Origin of the sequence: Proteinivorax hydrogeniformans, assembly GCF_040515995.1 — a bacterium.
Lineage (GTDB): Bacteria > Bacillota > Proteinivoracia > Proteinivoracales > Proteinivoracaceae > Proteinivorax > Proteinivorax hydrogeniformans.
Map to the genome: position 1 here is coordinate 1937531 of NZ_CP159485.1, position 20323 is coordinate 1957853.

Genomic DNA, 20323 nt, shown 5'->3' on the forward strand with positions numbered 1-20323 from the left:
TAAATATTCACTTTTAACCTTCCTGGCTTTCAGCTGGGAACCAATGACGGGTTTTGTTGGCTATTTTAACTAGTGCAAGCATTACTGGCACTTCTACTAGTACACCTACAACTGTTGCAGTAACTGCCGGAGAACGTAGCCCAAATACAGATATAGCCACCGCTACTGCTAGCTCAAAGAAGTTACTTGCGCCAATCATTGCAGCCGGAGAAGCTACATTGTGGGGAAGCTTCCAAGCTTTTGCCCACCCATATGCTACAATGAAAATGAAAAATGTCTGTATAGTAAGTGGAATGGCAATTAGCAGTATGTGAATAGGGTTGTTAATTATCACATCACCTTGAAAAGTAAAAATTAGGATTAAGGTAAGTAACAGACCAACCATTGTAATGCCATCAAACTTCTTTAAAAACACATTTTCAAAATAATCTTCGCCTTTATTTTTAATGATTAAGTTTCTAGATATAAATCCTGCCACTAGTGGAATGACGATAAATAAGAATACCGATAAAAAGACTGTTCCATATGGTACTGCCAAATCCGAAACTCCTAGTAGTAGTACTATAATTGGAGCAAAGGCCACTAGTAAAATAATGTTGTTAACAGAAACTTGAACCAATGTGTATGCCGGGTTTCCTTTAGTTAGGTGACTCCAGACAAATACCATAGCAGTACATGGTGCTGCCCCTAAGATAACTGCACCTGCAAAGTATGCGTCAGCTGTTACGGGGTCTATAAGGTTTCTAAAGATTACGGTAAAAAATAACCAGGCGAAAAAGGCCATGGTAAAGGGCTTTATAAGCCAGTTAACGGTACATGTTAACGTTAAGCCTTTAGGCATTTTTAGCGCCTGAACGATACTTGTAAAGTCAATCTTTAGCATCATTGGATAAATCATCATCCAAATTAGTATGGCTATAGGCAGTGAAATTTCATAGTATGTGAATTTATCTAATGTTTCAGGAACTTGGGGCAGATAATATCCAATAGCAACACCAATAACTATACATGCTGCAACCCATATGGTTAGATTTCTTTCAAAAAATCCCATACCTCCTGTTTGTTTTTCGTTTACCATAAGTAAGACCTCCTAAAATTTTTTGTAACCCACCTAGCAATCGGTGGATTTTTTAACTTCTTCTAAGCGCTTTTTGTCTTCTGCATATATACCTTCGTTTAGCTGTTTACATACCTCTTGCCAAAGGCTATTGTATTTGCTCAAAAAATCATTGCTAATGTAGTAATAGACCCACTGAGCTTTTCTCTCAGATGAAATTATTCCTACGGTTTTTAATCTGTTTAAGTGACGTGATGCATTTGACTGGCTTATTTCAAGTATCTCTTCTATTTCACATACACAAAGCTTTTCTTGGCTAAAAAGCATAGCCATTCTAAGCCTAGTTTCATCTCCTAAAGCTTTAAAAATCTCTACCATTTTTCCACCACCTTATCTGCATATTTGTTTATACTCATATGGTAATTTATAATAGTTCACCTGTCAATAAATACATTGATCTGTAATAATTTATTTACAATAACAGTTTGCCCCACTAACTTAAAAAGGATTTTATACAACACCCCGTACTATTAGATAAATACTTGCAGGGAATGGAGGTTGAAATTGATGCGATTTCCGATGGAACTGAAATATTAGTTCCTGGGATTATGGAGCATGTTGAACGGGCTGGAGTTCATTCCGGAGATAGTATTGCAGTTACTCCCCCTATAAATCTGAATAACCATATGAAGCAAACGGTGTTAGATTATACCAAGAGGTTAGCAAAAGCTCTAAAAATAAAAGGTATGATTAACCTTCAGTTCGTCATACAGAACAATTGCGTGTACCTAATTGAAGTAAATCCTCGATCAAGTCGTACTGTCCCTTTTCTCAGCAAGGTAACAAAAACTCCTATGGTTCAGATTGCCACCGAAGCTGCTATGGGCAAAACTTTATGCGAGCAAGGTGTTAGGTGTGATTTCATGCCAAGATCTGATATATATGCAGTTAAAGTACCGGTGTTTTCTTTTTCAAAACTTATTGAGGTAGAAACATCCCTAGGACCGGAGATGAAATCTACAGGGGAGACTATAGGTTTGGATGAATCTTATCCTAAAGCTCTTTATAAGGGACTAGTTTCCTCTGGTTTAGCTATTCCTGCCGACGGCAACATCCTGGTAACTATTGCCGATAAAGATAAAGACGAGGCTATTCCTGTAATTAGGGAATTATGGGAACTTGGTTATTCTATCTTTGCAACTGAAGGGACAGCTAATGCTTTAAAGAGGGCAGGCGTTTTAGTCACCCAGGTATCGAAAATTAATGAAAAATCCCCTAATCTTTTAGATTTGATACAGCAGGAGAAAATCCATTTAGTTATAAATACACCAGCTAAAGGTAAGCAGCCTAAAAGAGATGGTTTTAGAATACGTAGAGCTGCTGTGGAGTCTGGAGTTCATTGTGTAACTTCTATGGATACTGCAAGAGCGGTGCTGGAAGTACTAAAAACTATCTCCTTTAAAATAACAAGTCTATAAGAAAACTAAAAAAAGCAACCTCCTTAACTGATTAAATTCAGTGGAGGTTATTTTTTTAGTAAACACTATTAACTTCATATCCTTTTTGGTTTAAGTGGTCAACTATACTATTTTCCCCAACTAGGTGCATAGCACCTACCACTACAAAATAAGTTCTTCCACTGTCTTCCTTTAGTATATGGTGTAGGGTTTCGGCCATTTTTTTGTCTCTCTCATCTAACAAAGCTCTTTGGTGTAATTCTAGGGATGGTGTTGGCGCTTGCTCTAATGTTTCCTTTCGCATTTGGGCAAAAGCAGCGCTATCTCCCTGACGCCACAAGGTGATAAGTTCATCCATTTGATCTTTTGTACCTTCTATATTGTTTAATGTCTCTTCAAAGTAAAGCTCTTGTGATTCATTAGATAGTAGTTCAAAAGTGGCTATTTGATCTACTACTGTTTCTAACCCTATTATTTCTTTATCTTCTGCTTGTTGGATAAAGTATTCTTCTACACCATATTTAGAGGAATATCCAGCTTCTTCTGCCGCAATATTTGACAGGGTCATTGTTATGTACCAAGGTTTAAATTGGTTTAGCATCTGAGGCTGCACTCCAATTATGTCGGCTGCATTTTGAAACTCTTCTTCTGGTAATAAATCCGTGGCGAGGCTGCCATCATGATATTTTGCAAAGTGCAAAACCTGCCCTGCTATTTCCATTTCATCTATGTTTTTAGTGTCTAACTCTAGGCCTAATACCTGCGATTGTTTAAATGCTTTTTCAACTTCTTCATCTAGTGGATACATGTCCTCTTTTCCTACATGGACTGAGCCTAAAAGATACATGCTGGTATTACCTGTCTGAACTTCGTAAAATATTCCCTTAGATTCTTCTGGGTCTTCAGGAATACATGCTACTAACAAAAACATCGATAGCAGCGTTATTAGAACTAGAGGTTTAAAAAGGTTTTTGTTCAATATTTTTCCTCCTTTACTTTTAATGTCTTTCTTAGGATAAGTGAAAACGTGGAAAAATATTCATATAAAAAAAGCTGTTGACATTTGTATTAGTCAACAGCTTTTTTTATATTATCTTATACTTCTACTTCTTCTTCATGTGCTGTTGCGAAGACTACATCTTCGCATCCTGGACAAAGAATTTCTAATTCTTCGTCAGCTAGCTCTTCTTCGTCAACGTGGAATGCCTCACCACAACTTGGGCACTCAACCTCTATGTCCTCGTCGGTTAGCTCATATTCTGCAACTTCATCGATGTCGCCATCACCATATTCATCTATAATTTCGTCTTCATAGATGTCATCTGCACCGATAAAGTCAGCTTCTAGCTCAGCTAGATCATGATCAACAGCTTCAACATATTCCTCGATTTCGTCTTGACCGATATATAAGTCCTCGATATCCTCAGACATATCGCCAAGCACATCTAGAATTCTATCTAGTATTTTACCTTCATTAGAACTTTGATCAAGTTTCATACCCTCTGCTAATCCTTTAATATATGCTATTTTTTCCCTTAAATCACTCACCTGTCATTCCTCCTTTAAAATTATATACTACCAATTAAAATACCCAAAAATCAAAACTTTATTTAAATTTTTAAGCTCTTTCTATATAAGCCCCTGTTCTAGTGTCGATCTTTAGTTTGTCACCTTCATTTATGAAGAAAGGGACATTTACTACCAAACCAGTTTGCATTGTAGCAGGTTTAGAACCACCAGATGCAGTATCACCTTTGATGCCAGGCTCAGTTTCTGTCACTTCTAATATTACAAAGTTTGGCAGTTCTACGCCGATAGGCTTTTCTTTATAGATAAGTACCTTTATGTTCATATTTTCGATTAGGTACTTTGTGGCTTCACCTAAATAGTCTTTGGTTAAGGTTAGCTGTTCATAGGTTTGGGTGTCCATAAAAATGTAGTCATCTCCAGAAGCATAAAGAAATTGCATTTCATTTCTGTCGATGTGAGCTTTTCCAACCTTTTCTTTTGGGTTAAAGGTTTTTTCCATTATTGCTCCAGTTTCTACATTTTTTAGCTTAGTACGGACAAAGGCCGCTCCTTTTCCTGGCTTAACATGTTGAAAGTCTACTACAGTATAGATTGATCCATCGTATTCAATAGTAAGTCCTGTTTTAAAATCATTTGGTGAAATCATTTCTGCTGTTCCTCCTTAGTTTATGTTATCTCGATAAATTCTTTTGTAGCTTTTGTTAGATTTTTGCTGCCGTCTTCAGTTATAACAAGCATATCTTCTATTCTAACTCCACCGTATTCAGGGATATAAATTCCTGGTTCTACAGTTATGATATTTCCTGGTCTTAAGATGTCTTCGCTGTTTGGGGACACTCTTGGGTTTTCATGTACTACCATACCAATACCATGCCCTAAACCATGGCCAAACTTATCACCATAGCCTGCTTCAGTAATTACACTTCTTGCATAATCATCAGCTTTTTTGCCGCTAACTCCAGCTTTTATGTTGTCAATTGCAGCTTGCTGAGCCTTTAGAACTGTGTCGTAAATTTTCTTTTGTTTATCTGTTGCTTTGCCTAGCACGACGGTTCTAGAGATATCTGAACAATATCCGTTGTAGACACAACCAAAATCCATTTTTACAAAGTCGCCTTCTTCTAGCACCTTTTCTGATGCAATTCCGTGTGGCAGTGCCGATCTGTGCCCAGAGGCAACTATAGTTTCAAATGCCAGGCCACTTGCACCTTTTTTACGCATAAAAAACTCTAGCTCTAAGGCTACATCCACTTCTTTAATCCCTGGCTTTAAAAAGCCTAGAATATGCTCAAATGCTGCTACTGCAATATCTATAGCTTTCTCGGTATTCTCAATCTCTGTTCTATCTTTAACTTTTCTAATTTCTTCAACAATTGGTCCAGCTGGTAATACTTGAATGTTTTTAAAGGCTTTTTGATAACGTTGAAAGGCTTGGTAAGTAGCAAAATGTTCTTCAAAGCCAAGCTTTTGCACACCAGCGTTTGAAAGATATTGCGAGATGTCATCTAGCGGAGAAAACCCGTGCTTAACAATCTCAAACCCTTCAAGTTGTTCTTTGGCTTGCTCGATGTACCTAAAATCAGTAAAGAAATAGTCTTTGTCTTGAGTAAATAAAACGTATCCACTACTTCCGGTAAAGCCTGTTATGTACTGACGATTCTCTGGTTGATTAACCAGCATAGCATCTAAGCCTTTTTCTTTTAATTGTTTTTTAAGTTCTGCAACTCTATAATAAGTCATGGAATCTACCTCCTCTATTTTATGAATTATTGCTTGCAAAGCTAAAATATAACCATGAAAACCAAACCCTGAAATTTGTCTATAGCAATGAGAAGCTATTACAGACTTGCGCCTAAAATCCTCTCTGCTGTAAATATCTGACAGGTGAACTTCAACAACCGGAATGTTAACTAGCTCCACCGCATCACCGATGGCATAAGAATAGTGGGTATAAGCTCCTGGGTTTATAACAATACCATTATATGATTGAAACTTATGGAGATAGTCTATTATTTCTCCCTCACAGTTGGATTGAACAATATCTACATGTATATTATTCTTCATGCACCAGGTTCTTATTTCGTTATTAATCTCTTCTAACGAGCGTTGGCCGTAAATTGATTGGGGTCTACTTTTGAGCATATTTAAATTAGGTCCATGTATAACCATAAATCTCATATCCAATCCCACCTATTCCCCTTTTTATTTTTAGCGTAAAAGAAAGTATTTAACCTACTTCTATATTATTTTATTTCAAGACCATGGCACAATATCCCTTCTTTTTTGTTAAAAAAATGGAAATGTGAAAGGTTGATGTGTTATTTGATAAATATGTAAAAACCAAGTTACTAAAAAGCAGCTTGGTTTTTTTTATCGGTTGTTAAGCTGTATCTCTGACGTCTTGCGTCGGTGTGCTGTATTCTACTCCTCTGAAAGTTGCCTTAAACCATAGCATTCCTACCGCAAAAAATACAAAGTCTGATAGACCTAAGGACAACCATATCCCAGAAGGACCTAAGTCAGTTTGGGACGTTAAAAGATACGATAATGGGATTCCTACAAAGGCTACTCTTATTAGACCAATTACTAGGGCGGGGGTTGCTTTTCCTAAGCCCTGAAATGAGTGGGCAGATATAAAACCGCTGGCTAAAAAGGGGTAGAAAAGTGGCAATATCCTAAGATAGCTTGTTGTGTATTTAACAACATCCTTTTCTTCGGTGAAAATACTAATGAAAAAACCTGGAAAAGAAAAGATGATAATGCCAACGGAGGTCATAAAAGTTACAGCCATAATTTGTGCAGTCCAGTAGGATTTGCGAACTCTGTCAAATTTTTTGGCTCCAAAGTTTTGCCCTACCATGGTAACTGTGCTAATGCCGATAGCCATACCAGGCAAGATAGCCAAAGAATCAATACGAAAGCCCAGACTTAGCGCAGATACAGCTTCGTCGCCAAAGCCTGCTGCTAGACGGTTAAACACAAAAAGAGTAAGCGACATCATCGCTTGGGATGCAGAAGCTGGTAATCCAACTTGCATGATTTTTTTGATAATTTTCCAGTCCCATACCAGTTTTGTCATGTTAAATTTAATTGTGGACTTACCGGATTTAAAGTGTCTAAAGAGGAATAACAAGCCTATAAATCTACTTAACACTGTAGCTAAAGCTGCACCTCCGACCCCCATTTGTGGTATAGGGCCAAACCCAAAAATAAGGATAGGGTCTAGTATTATGTTGAAACCCACAGCTACAATTTGTTTCATCATGGAGGTTTTCATATCCCCTTCGCCTCGAAGAACGCCATCTAAGGCTAAGAATAAGAAAAAGATTAAGTTACCCCAAAAGATTATTCTAGTATAATCTGTAGCTAGTGATAGTAAGTTTCCTGAAGCACCCATCATGGCTAGAATGTGTCGCGCAAATACAACGCCGATAACAGTGGTTATAATTCCGAATATAATAGCTAGTGTCATAGCTTGTGACGCGGTTTTTTCTGCTGTGCTATAATCCTTTGCACCTAAGCTTCTGGCGATATATGAACTAGAGCCAACTGCCACAGCGTTGGCAGCAGCCATCAAAATAAATAATAATGGCATATTCATTCCCACAGCGGCGATAGCGTCAGATCCAAGTCTGCTAACGAAAAACGTGTCCACTATGTTAAAGATTGTTTGTAAAAACATCCCACCCATAATCGGTAGTGATAATTTAATTAGTTTTTTTGGTATGCTACCAACTGTTAAGTCTCTCTTTTCATCAATTGTTTGTGCAGCCATAAAATTCACCTCGTTTATTTTTGCGCTCTAAATAATATATTACCACTACTTGTTAAACAAAAAAAGACTTTACTTTTTTTATTTTGGCTGAGACCTCATACTACTGATTACCACTACTAAAAGCAATTGGCCACGAAAACGTATAAATTAGCTACATGCTGGGTCTGAAACTCACTCCAAATTTGCTTATTCTGCTTGGTCTACAAGTAAACGGTTTTTGTTAAACTGCAGGAGATTTTGCTAATAATATACACTTTAAAAGAACAGTCTATATTTCATTCCTGCTACATTTAAAACTGGGTCTTGCCTATATGAGTATCTATTATGAATGGGGTTGGACCAAGCATGTAGCTTGTTTCGTTATGGTTACCGTGGCCAATTAGGGTTTGAAATTAGCGCCCTTGTGAGCTAGATCCTTCGGCTGCGCTCAGGATGACGTCAAAAAAACAGTGAGATAGAAGATGGTACGATAGATTTTACCGCTTGAGCTTGCTGAAGGGTTTGTCATTTACTGGCAGGGCGTATTGTAGGAGTAGTGAGAAGTTGGAAGTTAGAAGTGGGATCCATTTGGGTAACCATATAAGGAGACCCAAATGGCCAGACTGCTTAGAAGTGCCTAGATTCTAGGCGCAATTGATGGACCAGGGCGGGAGCGTATCTTCTAATACGTGACTGGTCTGGGCTAGCAATTGCAACAACGAAGATGGGTGCTGATAAGCTGTCTGCAGCAGAGAAACTCCGTAGCCCAGAAGTAAATGACAAACCCTGAACTGACCTGAGCATGGGTTTGAGATTTGCGTGGGTCCTGCGCCCTTGCGGGCTAGCTCCTTCGGTGTTCCTCAGGATGACCTTTTGGGAGGCCTCGGAGGGGATTCGGCCCCCTATTTGTTATGGTGGTTTTTACTAACATCAGACCTCATACTACTGATTACCATTACTAAAAGCAATTGGCCACGAAAACGTATAAATTAGCTACATGCTGGGTCTGAAACTCACTCCAAATTTGCTTATTCTGCTTGGTCTACAAATAAACGGTTTTTGTTAAACTGCAGGAAATTTTGCTAATAATATAGACTTTAAAAGGACAGTGTCTATATCTCATTCCTGCTACATTTAAAACTGGGTCTTGCCTATATGAGTATCTATTATGAATGGGGTTGGACCAAGCATGTAGCTTGTTTCGTTATGTTTACCGTGGCCAATTAGGGTTTGAAATTAGCGCCCTTGTGAGCTAGATCCTTCGGTGTCCCTCAGGATGACGTCAAAAAACCAGTGAGATAGAAGATGGTACGATAGATTTTACCGCTTGAGCTTACTGAAGGGTTTGTTATTTACTGGCAGGGCGTATTGTAGGAGTAGTGAGAAGTTGGAAGTTAGAAGTGGGATCCATTTGGGTAACCATATAAGGAGACCCAAATGGCCAGACTGCTTAGAAGTGCCTAGATTCTAGGCGCAGTTGATGGACCAGGGCGGGAGCGTATCTTCTAATACGTGACTGGTCTGGGCTAGCAATTGCAACAACGAAGATGGGTGCTGATAAGCTGTCTGCAGCAGAGAAACACCGTAGCCCAGAAGTAAATGACAAACCCTGAAATGACCCAAGGCATAGGTTTGAGTTTTGGGGGGACCTGCGCCCTTGCGGGCTAGATCCTTCGGCTACGCTCAGGATGACGTGCGGGGGGCCTTGGAGGGGAATAAAGACCCTATTTTGTTAACTATGTCCTGACCATACATATGGTAATTTTTACTAACATCTGACCTCTTACTACTAATTACCATTCCAAAAAGCTTAGAAGTGCTTAGGTTTGAGGCTCAAAAAAACGCCTAGGCCCGCAGCGTATATTTAATACGTCAGGAGTCTAGGCGTTTTTTAGCAACGAAGAAGGTGACTGCTTATAAGCGCTTTGGCTTGGGTTTGGCGTGAATAATCTTCCCTAAAATCCCCTCAGCAGCTTCAGCTACTGTCTCTGCTAGGGTTGGGTGGGCGTGGATTGTATGGCTTACTTGGCTTGCTGTTATAGCGTTTTGTACGGCTAGTGTTAATTCAGCTATCAGGTCGCTGCTGTGAGGTCCTAAGATGTGAGCTCCTATTACTACGTCATCTTTGTCTGTGATTATCTTTACCATACCTTCTGGTTCCCCTTCTGCTAAGGCTTTACCGTTGGCGATAAAGTTAAACTTACTTACGTTGTATTCATATTCCTTGATTTTACAGTGGTCTTCTGTAACACCTACTGAGGATAACTCCGGATAAGTGAATACACAGTTAGGAACTGCTTTATAGTCCATTTTTTCATCTTTTCCGATGGCGTTTGAAGCTGCAGTTAGTCCTTCGTGGGTTGCGACGTGGGCAAGCATTATGTTTGCTGTGCAATCTCCAATAGCGTAAACATCTGAAATGTTAGTTTCTAGCTTTTCATTTACCTTTATGCCTCCGTTATCCTTAAGCTTTAACCCAAGAGCTTCGGTTCCTGATAAGTTAGGCTTTCTACCAGAGGATACAAGTACTTTATCTGTTTCGATTTGCTTTTCTTTGCCTTTTTGTTCTACAGTTACAGTTGCTTTATTATTATCGAAATTAATTTCTGTAACCTTTGCTTTCGTCATAACTTTGACGCCGGATTTTTTCAAAAATACCGTCAACCTCTTGGTCATTTCTTTATCAAAAGGCATAAGAAGGCGATCCATCATTTCTATTAGCGTCACTTTTACACCTAGAGCCGCAAAGATAGCGGCAAACTCTGTACCTACAACTCCTCCACCGATGATTGTCATGCTTTTAGGTAGCTCTGTAAGTTCTAAAGCTTCGTCTGAGGTTATGACATTAGGATTTGTAGGATCGAATACAGGGGGTACAAAGGGTACAGATCCTGTAGCTATTATAAGTTTGTGGGTTTTAAGCTCTTTTTCATTAACTACCACGGTGTTTTTATCTTCGCAATGTCCTTTTCCTTGATAATAGTCTATGCCGTTACTTTCTACTAGCTCTTGTACACCTTGGACTAGCTGTCTTACTATGTTGTCTTTTCTTTCTTTTACTTTAGAGTAGTTTATCGTGTAGTCGGTAACATCGATACCAAAATCGCTAGCATTTTCGATTAACTTCGCTACATATCCACTTCTATAAAGAGCTTTCGTTGGGATACAACCTCTATTTAAGCAGGTACCACCCAATCCTTTCTCTTCGATTAGAGCAACTTTTTTACCCAGGTGAGCTGCTTTAATCGCTGCAACGTAGCCTCCAGGGCCACCGCCTAGTACTAAAATATCGTACATGTCCAGTCCCCCTTTATTCTTCGTGAACTACCACCGGCTTGCGGGCTGCACCTGCTTCGTCTAGTCTGCCTACCACAGTGGTATGAGGTGCTGTTAACACCTGTTCGTTATTATTTTTAGATGTTTCTACTAGCTCCGCCATAGTATCAGCAAAGTTATCTAAGGTTTCTTTGCTTTCGGTTTCTGTAGGTTCTACCATCAGCGCCTCTTCCACTATTAACGGGAAGTACACTGTAGGTGGATGATACCCATAGTCAAGGAGTCCTTTGGCAATATCTAGCGTCTTTACCCCATAGTCTTTAAGATCTTTTCCTGACAGTACAAACTCGTGCATGCAAACTCTGTCAAATGGAAGTGTAAAGTGTTTCTTTAGCCTCTCCATAAGATAGTTAGCATTAAGAACAGCATCCTCGCTAACTTGTTTTAAACCCTCTCCTCCTAAGGCTAAAATATATGAGTATGCTTTTAGGTTTACTCCAAAGTTACCATAGAAGGAATGAACCTTGCCAATTGTTTTAGGTCTGTTGTAATCTAGCTTAAATTGTCCATTTTTTTGGATTACGGTGGGGGTGGGCATAAACTCTACAAGTTCTTCTTTTACCCCGACTGGACCTGAACCAGGTCCTCCGCCACCGTGAGGAGTGCCGAAAGTTTTGTGAAGGTTTAGATGTACTACGTCAAACCCCATATCTCCCGGTCGTGAAATACCCATGATTGCATTAGTGTTGGCTCCATCATAGTATAAAAGGCCACCTACTTCATGAACAAGCTCTGCAATTTCCAAAATGTCCTCTTCAAAAAGGCCTAGTGTGTTAGGGTTAGTAAGCATTAGTGCAGCAACGTCATCATTTAAAGCCTCTTTTAAGGAGTCAATATCTACTAAACCTCTCTCGTTAGACGATACCTGAACAACGTCATACCCTACCATGCTAGCTGTAGCTGGGTTTGTGCCGTGAGCAGAGTCTGGAACTAAGATGGTCTTTTTGTTGTTTCCTTTGTTTTTGTGATAGGCATCAATAAGCATAATACCCGTTAGTTCACCATGAGCGCCTGCCACTGGTTGTAACGTTATGGCATCCATACCTGTTATTTCAGCTAAGTGCTGTTGTAGGTTATACTGAAGTTCTAAAGCTCCTTGACTGGCTCTTTCTGGCATATGTGGGTGCAAGTTAGCAAAGTTTGGAATCTGGGCTATATCCTCGTTAATCTTAGCGTTATACTTCATGGTACATGACCCTAATGGGTAAAATCCAGAATCAACACCGTGACTTTTAGTTGATAGCTCTGTAAAGTGGCGAACTACCTCACCTTCACTTAGCTCCGGCAGGTTTACTTCGCTATCTGCTAGTAAATGCTTAGGAAGAATCTCGTCAGCAGACTTTGCTTCTACGTCTATTTTAGGTAACGAATATGCTACATGACCGGGTTTGGATTTTTCAAAAATAGTTTTAGTTGAGTTCATTATGCCATCTCACCCCACTTTTTAACAGTTTCGTCTATTTCCTCACTGGTTCTTTTTTCTGTAACTGCGGAGATAATACTACTAGATAGCTCCGGGTAGTCATTCTCTAAAGAAACACCGATATAGATGTTGTGCTTTTCTAGTTCTTTAATAACTTCTGGCTTTTCAAGTTTTAGAGCAAACTCTTTAAAGGTTGGCCCTGTAAAAAGAGGGGTAACTCCATCGATGTTGGTAAATTTCTGTTTTGCGTAATAGGCCTTTTGCAGTGATTGTGTTGCTGCTTCTTTGAGCCCTTGTTTTCCCATGGTCGACATGTAAACTGTGGCAGCCAAAGCACATAGCGCCTGATTGGAGCAAATATTGGATGTGGCTTTATCTCTGCGTATATGCTGTTCTCGCGTTTGGAGAGTTAGCACAAATCCTAAATTGCCGTCTTTGTCCTCTGTCTTCCCAACTACTCTTCCTGGCATTTTTCTCATCAATTTTTGGGTGGTGGAGAAAAAACCAAGATAAGGTCCGCCATAGGATTGAGGAATGCCTAGGCTTTGACCTTCGCCTACTGCGATATCGGCATGATAATCGCCTGGCCTTTTTAGCACTGCTAAAGAGATTGGGTCTACAACAGCGATGAAAAGGGCCTTGTGGTCTTTTAGTTTTTCACCTATTTGTTCCATTTCTTCGATAACTCCAAAGTAGTTAGGGCTTTGAATAACAACTCCAGCAATTTTGCCTTCTAACTTAGATTCTAACCCGTCTATATTGGTCTGCCCTGTTTCACTATCAAAGTCAATTTCTTCAAGCTCTATACCTAGCTGCGATGCATAGGTTTTTAGCACTTTGCGATAATTAGGGTTTATGGCTTTTGATATTAGCACAGAACCTTTTTTGTTTTTGTTTTTTGCCATAAGCATAGCTTCTGCAGCAGCAGTAGCCCCATCATACATGGAGGCGTTGGAAACCTCCATGTTAGTCAAGCGGCTGATCATTGTTTGAAATTCAAATATTGATTGAAGCACTCCTTGGCTAATTTCTGCTTGATAAGGAGTGTAGGCGGTGTAGAACTCTGAGCGAGAGGTGATGTGTTTTATCACAGATGGGATATAGTGGTCGTAGCTCCCTCCGCCTAAGAAGCTGATCGTGCTATCATCAATCTTGTTTTTTGAAGCTAGTGTATTTATGTGTTTAGTTAGTTCCAGCTCCGACATTGGACCTTTTATATCAAGCTGTTTTTCCATTTTCAAGCTTTGAGGGATTTGAGAAAAAAGCTCTTCTATACTTGATTTGCCAATTTCTGAAAGCATTTCTTTGCGCTCTTGGTAGGTTTTGGGAATAAAGCGATGGTTCATAACTTATTCCTCCTCGATAAGGGCTTGATATTCCTCTAACGTCATAAATCCTTCTTCAAATTGGTCTGTATCTTCTACTTCAAAGATTGCAATCCATGCCTTTCCTTCTGCATCTTCGTTTATTAGTTCTGGACTGTGTTCAAGGTCTTCGTTTACTTCTGTTATTGTTCCTTCTACTGGAGAATAAACGTCAGCAGCTGCTTTTACTGACTCAATTACAACAAAATCGTCTCCTTTTTCTACCTCTTCGTCAACTTCAGGAAGCTCAACAAATACCACATCACCTAGCTGGTCTTGAGCGTGATTTGTGATTCCTACAGTTACCTTATTACCCTCTACTTTTACCCATTCATGATCTTTTGTGTACATTAAATTTGACATTTTATTTGTCCTCCTTTTTTAGAAATGGTAGTGATATAATTTCCGCTGGGATTCTGCGCTTGCGTACTGCTATTAGAATTTCATCGCCAATATCTAGATTTGTGTCTGATACAAGGGCTGTTCCTATTGTTTCATCTAGCGTTGGCGAAAAAGCACCTGTGGTTACAAAACCTAGTTCCTCTTCGTTTTGGTTTAAAACTTTATATTGAGAACGGGGAATTCCTTTGCCTTTCATTTTAAAGCCCACGGTTTTTCTTGGTGGGTTTTGCTTATGCTCAGCTAGCACTTTCATACCCTTGTATTCAGGCTTTTTAAATTTGACAGCAAAGCCTAAGCCTGCCTCGATAGGCGAAATTTCTTCAGTGATTTCGTTACCGTATAAAGGCAATCTCGCCTCAAATCGCAAAGTATCCCTAGAACCAAGACCGGCAGGCACAACCTCTTTTTCTCCAACAGAAAGTATTCTATCCCACAATGATGATATGGCTTTATGTGTCCCGTAAATTTCGAAACCGTCTTCGCCGGTGTAACCTGTACGAGAAACTAAGACTTCGTGCCCGTCTATATTTAGGTTTTCTCTGTGACGGAAAAACTTAATCTCTCCTAAGTCAAAGTCTGTTAGCTTTTGTAAAACTTTTTGAGCTTTTGGACCTTGTAGGGCAATTTGTGCTATTTGGTCTGAGATGTTTGTAAGTTTTACATTTTCTGGTTTATGTTCATCTAGCCAATTAAAATCCTTCTCTAGGTTTGAGGCGTTAACTACAAGTAGATATTTGTTTTCCGCTAAAAAGTAAACCAATAGGTCATCAACTACACCACCTTGATCATTACACATCATGGTATATTGAACACCGTTTTCTTTAATTTTTGCTACGTTGTTTGTCAGCATGTGTTGAAGGAAATCTAAGCTACCTTCTCCTTCTACCATGAATTCTCCCATATGGGATACATCAAAAATGCCTGCTGCATTTCTTACGGAATTTACTTCGTCGATGATGCCAGAATATTGAACTGGCAGTTCCCAGCCAAAGAAGTTTACCATTTTTCCCCCTAGGTCGATGTGTTGCTGATGAAGGGGGGTTTTTTTACCTTGTTCCATTAAAACACCTCCGCTATTAGTTTTTGGATTAGATGTAAAGAATATGTCTTGAGAATTTTTTCTCAACAACATAAAAGAGGAAAGCCTAAGCGGCTTTCCTCTGTCCTTATACCTGAGAGATTTTTCCCCGTTGGTGCATTGTGCTCTCCAGAGACGTGTCCCCGTTGGGTCTGTTTACCTGAAAGTTTCACCACCCTTCGCCAAGGGCAGCTTTCTTCTTCGGCGTTTGCATAAATATGCAAAACTCTCCCCGCAGGATCATTCACTCTTTATTTAGTACTATTATATATTTAATACATAGTACAGTTACTGTAAATTTATTATTCTATAAGTAAGGAAAAATTCCTGCAAGATTTTAAAAGTTAATTAAAGAATTTGTATGATGGTAGTGGGACAGCAGGTATGATTTGGGCAGGAGGTCAAGGGCGAATTTACAATTGACAATGGACAATTGACAATTAAAACCTGGTTGTTGTTCAGTCAGGACATAGGTAACAAAAATGGTTCAACACATAGGTAACACTCCGATAAAATATGGGGTAATGGTAGTGAGAGGTGAGAAGTTAGAGGTTGGTAAAATGCTTGGTTGTTTTTGCCGCCCTTGTGGGCTAGATCCTTCGGCTGCGCTCAGGATGACTTTCGAGATAACCCTGCGGGAATTCGGGTCCCTTATTTTGTTATGGTGGTTTTTACTAACATCTGACCTCTTACTACTGGTTACCATTACTAAAAGCAGTTGGCCGCGAAAACGTATAAATTTGCTTATTCTGCTGGGCCAAAGGGCAGGCTTTAAATCTGCTTAATCTGCTTGGTCTGGGAATAAATGGTTTTTGTTAAACTGCAGGAAATTTTGCTAATTTGCTGTTTAAAAAGGGTTTTGCCTATATGATTATCTATTATGAATAGGGTTGGACCAAGCATGTAGCTTGTTTCGTTATGTTTACCGTGGCCAATTAGGGTTTGAAATTAGCGCCCTTGTGGGCTAGATCCTTCGGTGTCCCTCAGGATGACGTGCGGGATTGGTGGTTTTTACAAACATCTAACCTCATACTACTGGTTACCATTACTAAAAGCAATTGGCCGCTAAAACGTATAAATTTGCTTATTCTGCTGGGGCAAAGGGCTTGCTATAAATTTGCTTAATCTGCTTGGTCTGGGAATAAATAGTTTTTGTTAAACTGCAGGAGATTTTGCTAATAATATACACTTTAAAAAAACAGTGTCTATATCTCATTTGCTGTTTAAAACAGGGTTTTGCCTATATATTATCTATTATGAATGGGGTTGGACCAAGCATGTAGCTTATTTCGTTATGTTTACCGTGGCCAATTAGGGTTTGAAATTAGCGCCCTTGTGGGCTAGATCCTTCGGCTGCGCTCAGGATGACTTTCGAGATAACCCTGCAGGGATTCGGGTCCCCTATTTTGTTATGGTGGTTTTGGTTTTTACTAACATCTGACCTCATACTACTGGTTACCATTACTAAAAGCAATTGGCCGCGAAAACGTATAAATTTGCTTATTCTGCTGGGCCAAAGAGCTTGCTATAAATTTGCTTATTCTGCTTGGTCTACAAATAAACGGTTTTTGTTAAATTGCAGGAGATTTTGCTAATTTGCTGTTTAAAACAGGGTTTTGCCTATATGATTATCTATTATGAATGGGTTGGACCAAGCATGTAGCTTGTTTCGTTATGTTTACCGTGGCCAATTAGGGTTTGAAATTAGCGCCCTTGTGGGCTAGATCCTTCGGCTGCGCTCTCAGGATGACGTGCGGGATTGGTGGTTTTTCCCAACATCTTACCTCATACTACTGATTACCATTCCAGACAGCTTAGAAGTACTCAGATTCGAGGCGCAAAAAACGCCTAGGCCCGCAGCGTATATTTAATACGTGGGGTAATGGTAATAAGAGGTGAGAAGTTAGGGGTTGGAAAAGAACTTTGATTTGTACGTTTAGGTTTTCTGACCCCACCAGACCGCTTAGAAGTGCTCATATCCTAGGCGTAAATAAAGTCCAGGCCCCACAGCGTATAATTAATACGTGGGGTAATGGTAATAAGAGGTGAGAAGTTAGAGGTTGGAAAAGAACTTTGATTTGTACGTTTAGGTTTTCTGACCCCACCAGACCGCTTAGAAGTACTCATATTCTAGGCGTAAATAAAGTCCAGGCCCCACAGCGTATAATTAATACGTGAGGAGTCTGGACTTTATTTTACAACAACGAAGATGAGTGCTTATAAGTGGTCTGGCTTCAGCAACGAAGAAGATAAGTGCTTATGACCCGCCCAGACAGCTTAGAAGTGCCTAGGTTCTAGGCGCCCGATACTCAGAATCCCGGAGCGTATCTTTAAATACGTGAGGACATTCTGAGTATCGGGCAACAACGAAGATAGGTGCTTATAAGCTGTCTGGAAAGAAAAGAGCTTTAGCCTCATCCATAGCCTTCTGAGCTGCCGCATGGTGGTGTAGAAGTTCTTCTTCTACTCTTTCCTTAAATTGGGTGTCTTTTATCGATGGTAGGTTGATTTCTACGTTGGCTGCTGCTCCGGACATGGCGGTGTAGCACATTTCCATACCCACTTGTAAGTCGCTTAGGGCGTTGGGGTTGCCTTTTTTAATTAGCGGTGGTACTAGCTGCAGTACTGGGACCATAGCTGCTACCAGCTCTAGTGGCACTTCGGTAGCTTGTTTGGTTGCGTCTTGGATAGCTTGTTTTCTTGCAGCTTTTTCATCATCTGTTTCCTTTGGCAGTTTAAATGATGCCATTACTTCATTGAAAGCCTCGGTATCTCTATCCGCTAGATCTAAGCATTTTTCTTTAAAAGCAGTTAAAAACTCAATTTGTTGCTCCACTTCCTCTTTTACGTCAGCAAACTTTTTGCTTTTTGCTGTTATTTCACAATACATAGCTATTAGCCCAACCCCGATTGAGCCAACTACTGCAGAGGCACTTCCTCCACCTGGTGTAGCTTTTTTAGATGATAACTCGTCAACAAACTGTTGTACTGTTAAATTTTTGAACATGATAAACTCCTCCTCCTTTTAATGTCTAGGCACTTCCTTTAATTCATTATTTTCAAAGTGGGCAGTATCGTTGTGCCTTTCTAACACCACTTTGCTAGGCAAAAATTTTAGCACAGAAATGCTACAATTTGAAAGGTATATGGAATTTTTCGTTGTCGTCCAGTTTAGGTTTAGGTAGTTATGAAGTATTGTTTTTATGACTGCTGAGTGAGCTACTGCTACTATGTTGCAATTTAGATGCTGGGACTTTTTTTGAGTTATAAAACCTGCAAGACGCTGCGAAAAACTTTTAAAGCTTTCCCCGTCTGGAATGTTTACGTGGGGTGTTTCTTCTCTACTTTTATATTGTTTAAGATATTTTTCTTTAACCTGCTTCATTGTTAACCCTTCCCACTTGCCAAAAGAGCTTTCTCTTAAGCGAATATCGTAGTTTATGGGCAAAGGTTTAGGGTGATATTCAGAGATTAGTTGTGCGGTTTTTGCTGCCCGCTTTAAGTCACTTGAGTATAGATAGTCTATGTCCCATGTTGATAGTCGTTTAGCTACAAGTCTTCCTTCTTCTATTCCCTGTTGGCTAAGCTCTGTGTCAGTGGAACCTTGGATTTTCTTTTGTAGGTTCCATTTAGTCTGACCATGACGAACTAAAATTAGTCTCATGTCATCTGTCACCTTTTAATTGTTTTTTGTTTTTATGCCTTTCCAAGGCTAGCTCGACTAATGTATCAGCTAGTTTGTCTTCTGTAAAGCCGGACGCTATTAGCAGCTTGGGGTACATACTGATGGGAGTAAAACCCGGCATGGTGTTAATTTCGTTAATCCACAGTTTATCAGTTTTCTCTTCATAGAAAAAATCAACCCGACTTATGCCTTTAAGGTCTAACGCCAAAAATGCTTCTTTTGCAAGCCTTTGTGCTTGATTAGTAACTTTTTCATCTACGTTAGCTGGGATGGTGGTAGAAGATTTGTCAATATACTTTGCTTCGTAGTCATAGAACTCACCAGTAGGAATAATTTCGCCTGTTGTTGATGCAATCGGCTCTTCATTTCCTATAATGCTTATTTCTATTTCTTTGGCGATAAGTCCTTTTTCTACCACAATTTTATGATCGTAAAGAAGAGCAAATTTTATTGATTCTATTAGTTGATTTCTATCTTTAGCTTTGGTTATGCCTACGCTAGAGCCTAGATTGGCTGGCTTAACAAATAGAGGATACCCAAGCTTTTCGCATTCTTCTATGATAGTTTGTTGATTTTTTTTCCATGTATGGGCTTTAAAGGTGGTATATGGAGCTACTGGAAAACCTTTGTTTTCTAAAATGTTCTTGCTAACTGCTTTATCCATGGCAACTGCCGATCCTAGCACTTCACTGCCAACGTATGGTATGTCGAGCATGTCTAGCATCCCTTGTATTGAACCATCTTCTCCATATGGCCCATGAAGAACAGGAAAAAGGACATCAATATCTAAAGATATTTGTTTGCCATCTTCAATTTTTATAAGTGTCTTGTCTGTTAGGTTAAATAATAGAGGCGTGCCTCCATTTCCATTTTGTTCAAATTCCTTAGGGGTTACATCTCCAAACCATCTTCCCTGTTTATCTATAGCTACTGGAATGGGGTTATATTTCCCATTTTTTAATAGTTTAAGTACATACTTAGCTGATTGAATAGACACTTCGTGTTCGCCGGATTGCCCACCGTAAACAACTGCAACGTTTAACATTAAATAAACCTCCTTGTATAATCACTACTAATTAGTATATGTGTTTGATGTTTTATGTAGTCAGGTGAAAATATTAAAATATACATTTATTTATTATTCTTTCTGTAGCATTGGATTTCCTGCTTTTGAGCTTTAAGTAGGTTTAAATGCTAGGAAAGCGTTTTGCTAATTACAAACCCTAATTGGCCACGG

At 39.4% G+C, this 20323-nt stretch carries 16 protein-coding genes and 1 riboswitch; of the genes, 1 reads left to right on the forward strand and 15 read right to left on the reverse strand.

What is annotated here, in order from left to right; translation table 11 throughout:
- Positions 1-13: 13 nt before the first annotated feature.
- Both arsB and PRVXH_RS09320 read right to left on the reverse strand, forming a co-directional pair.
- Positions 14-1078 carry an ACR3 family arsenite efflux transporter gene (arsB, locus tag PRVXH_RS09315; RefSeq protein WP_353892508.1) on the reverse strand — a complete coding sequence of 355 codons (1065 nt, stop codon included), beginning with the start codon at positions 1076-1078 and terminating at the stop codon, positions 14-16.
- 33 nt (positions 1079-1111) lie between these two features.
- Positions 1112-1435 (reverse strand): metalloregulator ArsR/SmtB family transcription factor, encoded by a 324-nt coding sequence (locus tag PRVXH_RS09320; protein WP_353892509.1) that lies wholly within the window; start codon positions 1433-1435, stop codon positions 1112-1114.
- Between the two features lie 134 nt (positions 1436-1569).
- On the opposite strand from PRVXH_RS09320, the gene PRVXH_RS09325 reads away from it, so the two are divergent.
- Positions 1570-2535: an ATP-grasp domain-containing protein gene (locus PRVXH_RS09325; protein WP_353894573.1), complete on the forward strand. Its 966-nt coding sequence runs from the start codon at positions 1570-1572 to the stop codon at positions 2533-2535.
- A 55-nt stretch (positions 2536-2590) separates the two neighbouring features.
- On the opposite strand, the gene PRVXH_RS09330 is transcribed toward PRVXH_RS09325, so the two are convergent.
- From PRVXH_RS09330 to PRVXH_RS09390, 13 genes are all read right to left on the reverse strand, one after another.
- Complete coding sequence (locus PRVXH_RS09330) at positions 2591-3493, reverse strand: TraB/GumN family protein (protein ID WP_353892510.1); 903 nt, start codon at positions 3491-3493, stop codon at positions 2591-2593.
- A 116-nt stretch (positions 3494-3609) separates the two neighbouring features.
- Complete coding sequence (locus PRVXH_RS09335; protein WP_353892511.1) at positions 3610-4062, reverse strand: CD1247 N-terminal domain-containing protein; 453 nt, start codon at positions 4060-4062, stop codon at positions 3610-3612.
- A 70-nt stretch (positions 4063-4132) separates the two neighbouring features.
- Entirely contained in the window at positions 4133-4690 is a 558-nt protein-coding gene (efp, locus tag PRVXH_RS09340) for an elongation factor P (RefSeq protein WP_353892512.1), read from the reverse strand.
- A 20-nt stretch (positions 4691-4710) separates the two neighbouring features.
- Positions 4711-6222, reverse strand: coding sequence for a type II 3-dehydroquinate dehydratase (gene aroQ / locus PRVXH_RS09345; RefSeq protein ID WP_353892513.1), 1512 nt, complete (start codon positions 6220-6222; stop codon positions 4711-4713).
- A 202-nt stretch (positions 6223-6424) separates the two neighbouring features.
- Positions 6425-7819: an MATE family efflux transporter gene (locus PRVXH_RS09350; protein ID WP_353892514.1), complete on the reverse strand. Its 1395-nt coding sequence runs from the start codon at positions 7817-7819 to the stop codon at positions 6425-6427.
- Between the two features lie 1893 nt (positions 7820-9712).
- Positions 9713-11095 (reverse strand): dihydrolipoyl dehydrogenase, encoded by a 1383-nt coding sequence (lpdA, locus tag PRVXH_RS09355; protein ID WP_353892515.1) that lies wholly within the window; start codon positions 11093-11095, stop codon positions 9713-9715.
- 13 nt (positions 11096-11108) lie between these two features.
- Positions 11109-12557 carry an aminomethyl-transferring glycine dehydrogenase subunit GcvPB gene (gene gcvPB, locus PRVXH_RS09360; protein WP_353892516.1) on the reverse strand — a complete coding sequence of 483 codons (1449 nt, stop codon included), beginning with the start codon at positions 12555-12557 and terminating at the stop codon, positions 11109-11111.
- Positions 12557-13903, reverse strand: a complete 1347-nt coding sequence (gene gcvPA / locus PRVXH_RS09365; RefSeq protein WP_353892517.1) for an aminomethyl-transferring glycine dehydrogenase subunit GcvPA — start codon at positions 13901-13903, stop codon at positions 12557-12559. The genes gcvPB and gcvPA overlap by 1 nt, the downstream gene beginning before the upstream one ends.
- 3 nt (positions 13904-13906) lie before the next feature.
- Positions 13907-14284, reverse strand: coding sequence for a glycine cleavage system protein GcvH (gcvH, locus tag PRVXH_RS09370; protein WP_353892518.1), 378 nt, complete (start codon positions 14282-14284; stop codon positions 13907-13909).
- A 1-nt stretch (position 14285) separates the two neighbouring features.
- Positions 14286-15383, reverse strand: a complete 1098-nt coding sequence (gcvT, locus tag PRVXH_RS09375) for a glycine cleavage system aminomethyltransferase GcvT (protein ID WP_353892519.1) — start codon at positions 15381-15383, stop codon at positions 14286-14288.
- 156 nt (positions 15384-15539) lie between these two features.
- A riboswitch (glycine riboswitch) is annotated at positions 15540-15645 on the reverse strand.
- Positions 15646-17781: 2136 nt separating this feature from the next.
- Positions 17782-18408: a cyclodeaminase/cyclohydrolase family protein gene (locus tag PRVXH_RS09380; protein WP_353892520.1), complete on the reverse strand. Its 627-nt coding sequence runs from the start codon at positions 18406-18408 to the stop codon at positions 17782-17784.
- Positions 18409-18426: 18 nt separating this feature from the next.
- Positions 18427-19065 (reverse strand): histidine phosphatase family protein, encoded by a 639-nt coding sequence (locus PRVXH_RS09385; RefSeq protein ID WP_353892521.1) that lies wholly within the window; start codon positions 19063-19065, stop codon positions 18427-18429.
- Between the two features lies 1 nt (position 19066).
- Positions 19067-20131: a D-alanine--D-alanine ligase family protein gene (locus tag PRVXH_RS09390; protein ID WP_353892522.1), complete on the reverse strand. Its 1065-nt coding sequence runs from the start codon at positions 20129-20131 to the stop codon at positions 19067-19069.
- Positions 20132-20323: the final 192 nt, after the last annotated feature.

Coding starts and splice junctions, on each gene's coding strand:
- arsB (WP_353892508.1), bottom strand. CDS start 1,078: ATGGTAAACGAAAAACAAACAGGAGGTATGGGATTTTTTGAAAGAAAT.
- PRVXH_RS09320 (WP_353892509.1), bottom strand. CDS start 1,435: ATGGTAGAGATTTTTAAAGCTTTAGGAGATGAAACTAGGCTTAGAATG.
- efp (WP_353892512.1), bottom strand. CDS start 4,690: ATGATTTCACCAAATGATTTTAAAACAGGACTTACTATTGAATACGAT.
- aroQ (WP_353892513.1), bottom strand. CDS start 6,222: ATGAGATTTATGGTTATACATGGACCTAATTTAAATATGCTCAAAAGT.
- PRVXH_RS09350 (WP_353892514.1), bottom strand. CDS start 7,819: ATGGCTGCACAAACAATTGATGAAAAGAGAGACTTAACAGTTGGTAGC.
- lpdA (WP_353892515.1), bottom strand. CDS start 11,095: ATGTACGATATTTTAGTACTAGGCGGTGGCCCTGGAGGCTACGTTGCA.
- gcvPB (WP_353892516.1), bottom strand. CDS start 12,557: ATGAACTCAACTAAAACTATTTTTGAAAAATCCAAACCCGGTCATGTA.
- gcvPA (WP_353892517.1), bottom strand. CDS start 13,903: ATGAACCATCGCTTTATTCCCAAAACCTACCAAGAGCGCAAAGAAATG.
- gcvH (WP_353892518.1), bottom strand. CDS start 14,284: ATGTCAAATTTAATGTACACAAAAGATCATGAATGGGTAAAAGTAGAG.
- gcvT (WP_353892519.1), bottom strand. CDS start 15,383: ATGGAACAAGGTAAAAAAACCCCCCTTCATCAGCAACACATCGACCTA.
- PRVXH_RS09380 (WP_353892520.1), bottom strand. CDS start 18,408: ATGTTCAAAAATTTAACAGTACAACAGTTTGTTGACGAGTTATCATCT.
- PRVXH_RS09385 (WP_353892521.1), bottom strand. CDS start 19,065: ATGAGACTAATTTTAGTTCGTCATGGTCAGACTAAATGGAACCTACAA.
- PRVXH_RS09390 (WP_353892522.1), bottom strand. CDS start 20,131: ATGTTAAACGTTGCAGTTGTTTACGGTGGGCAATCCGGCGAACACGAA.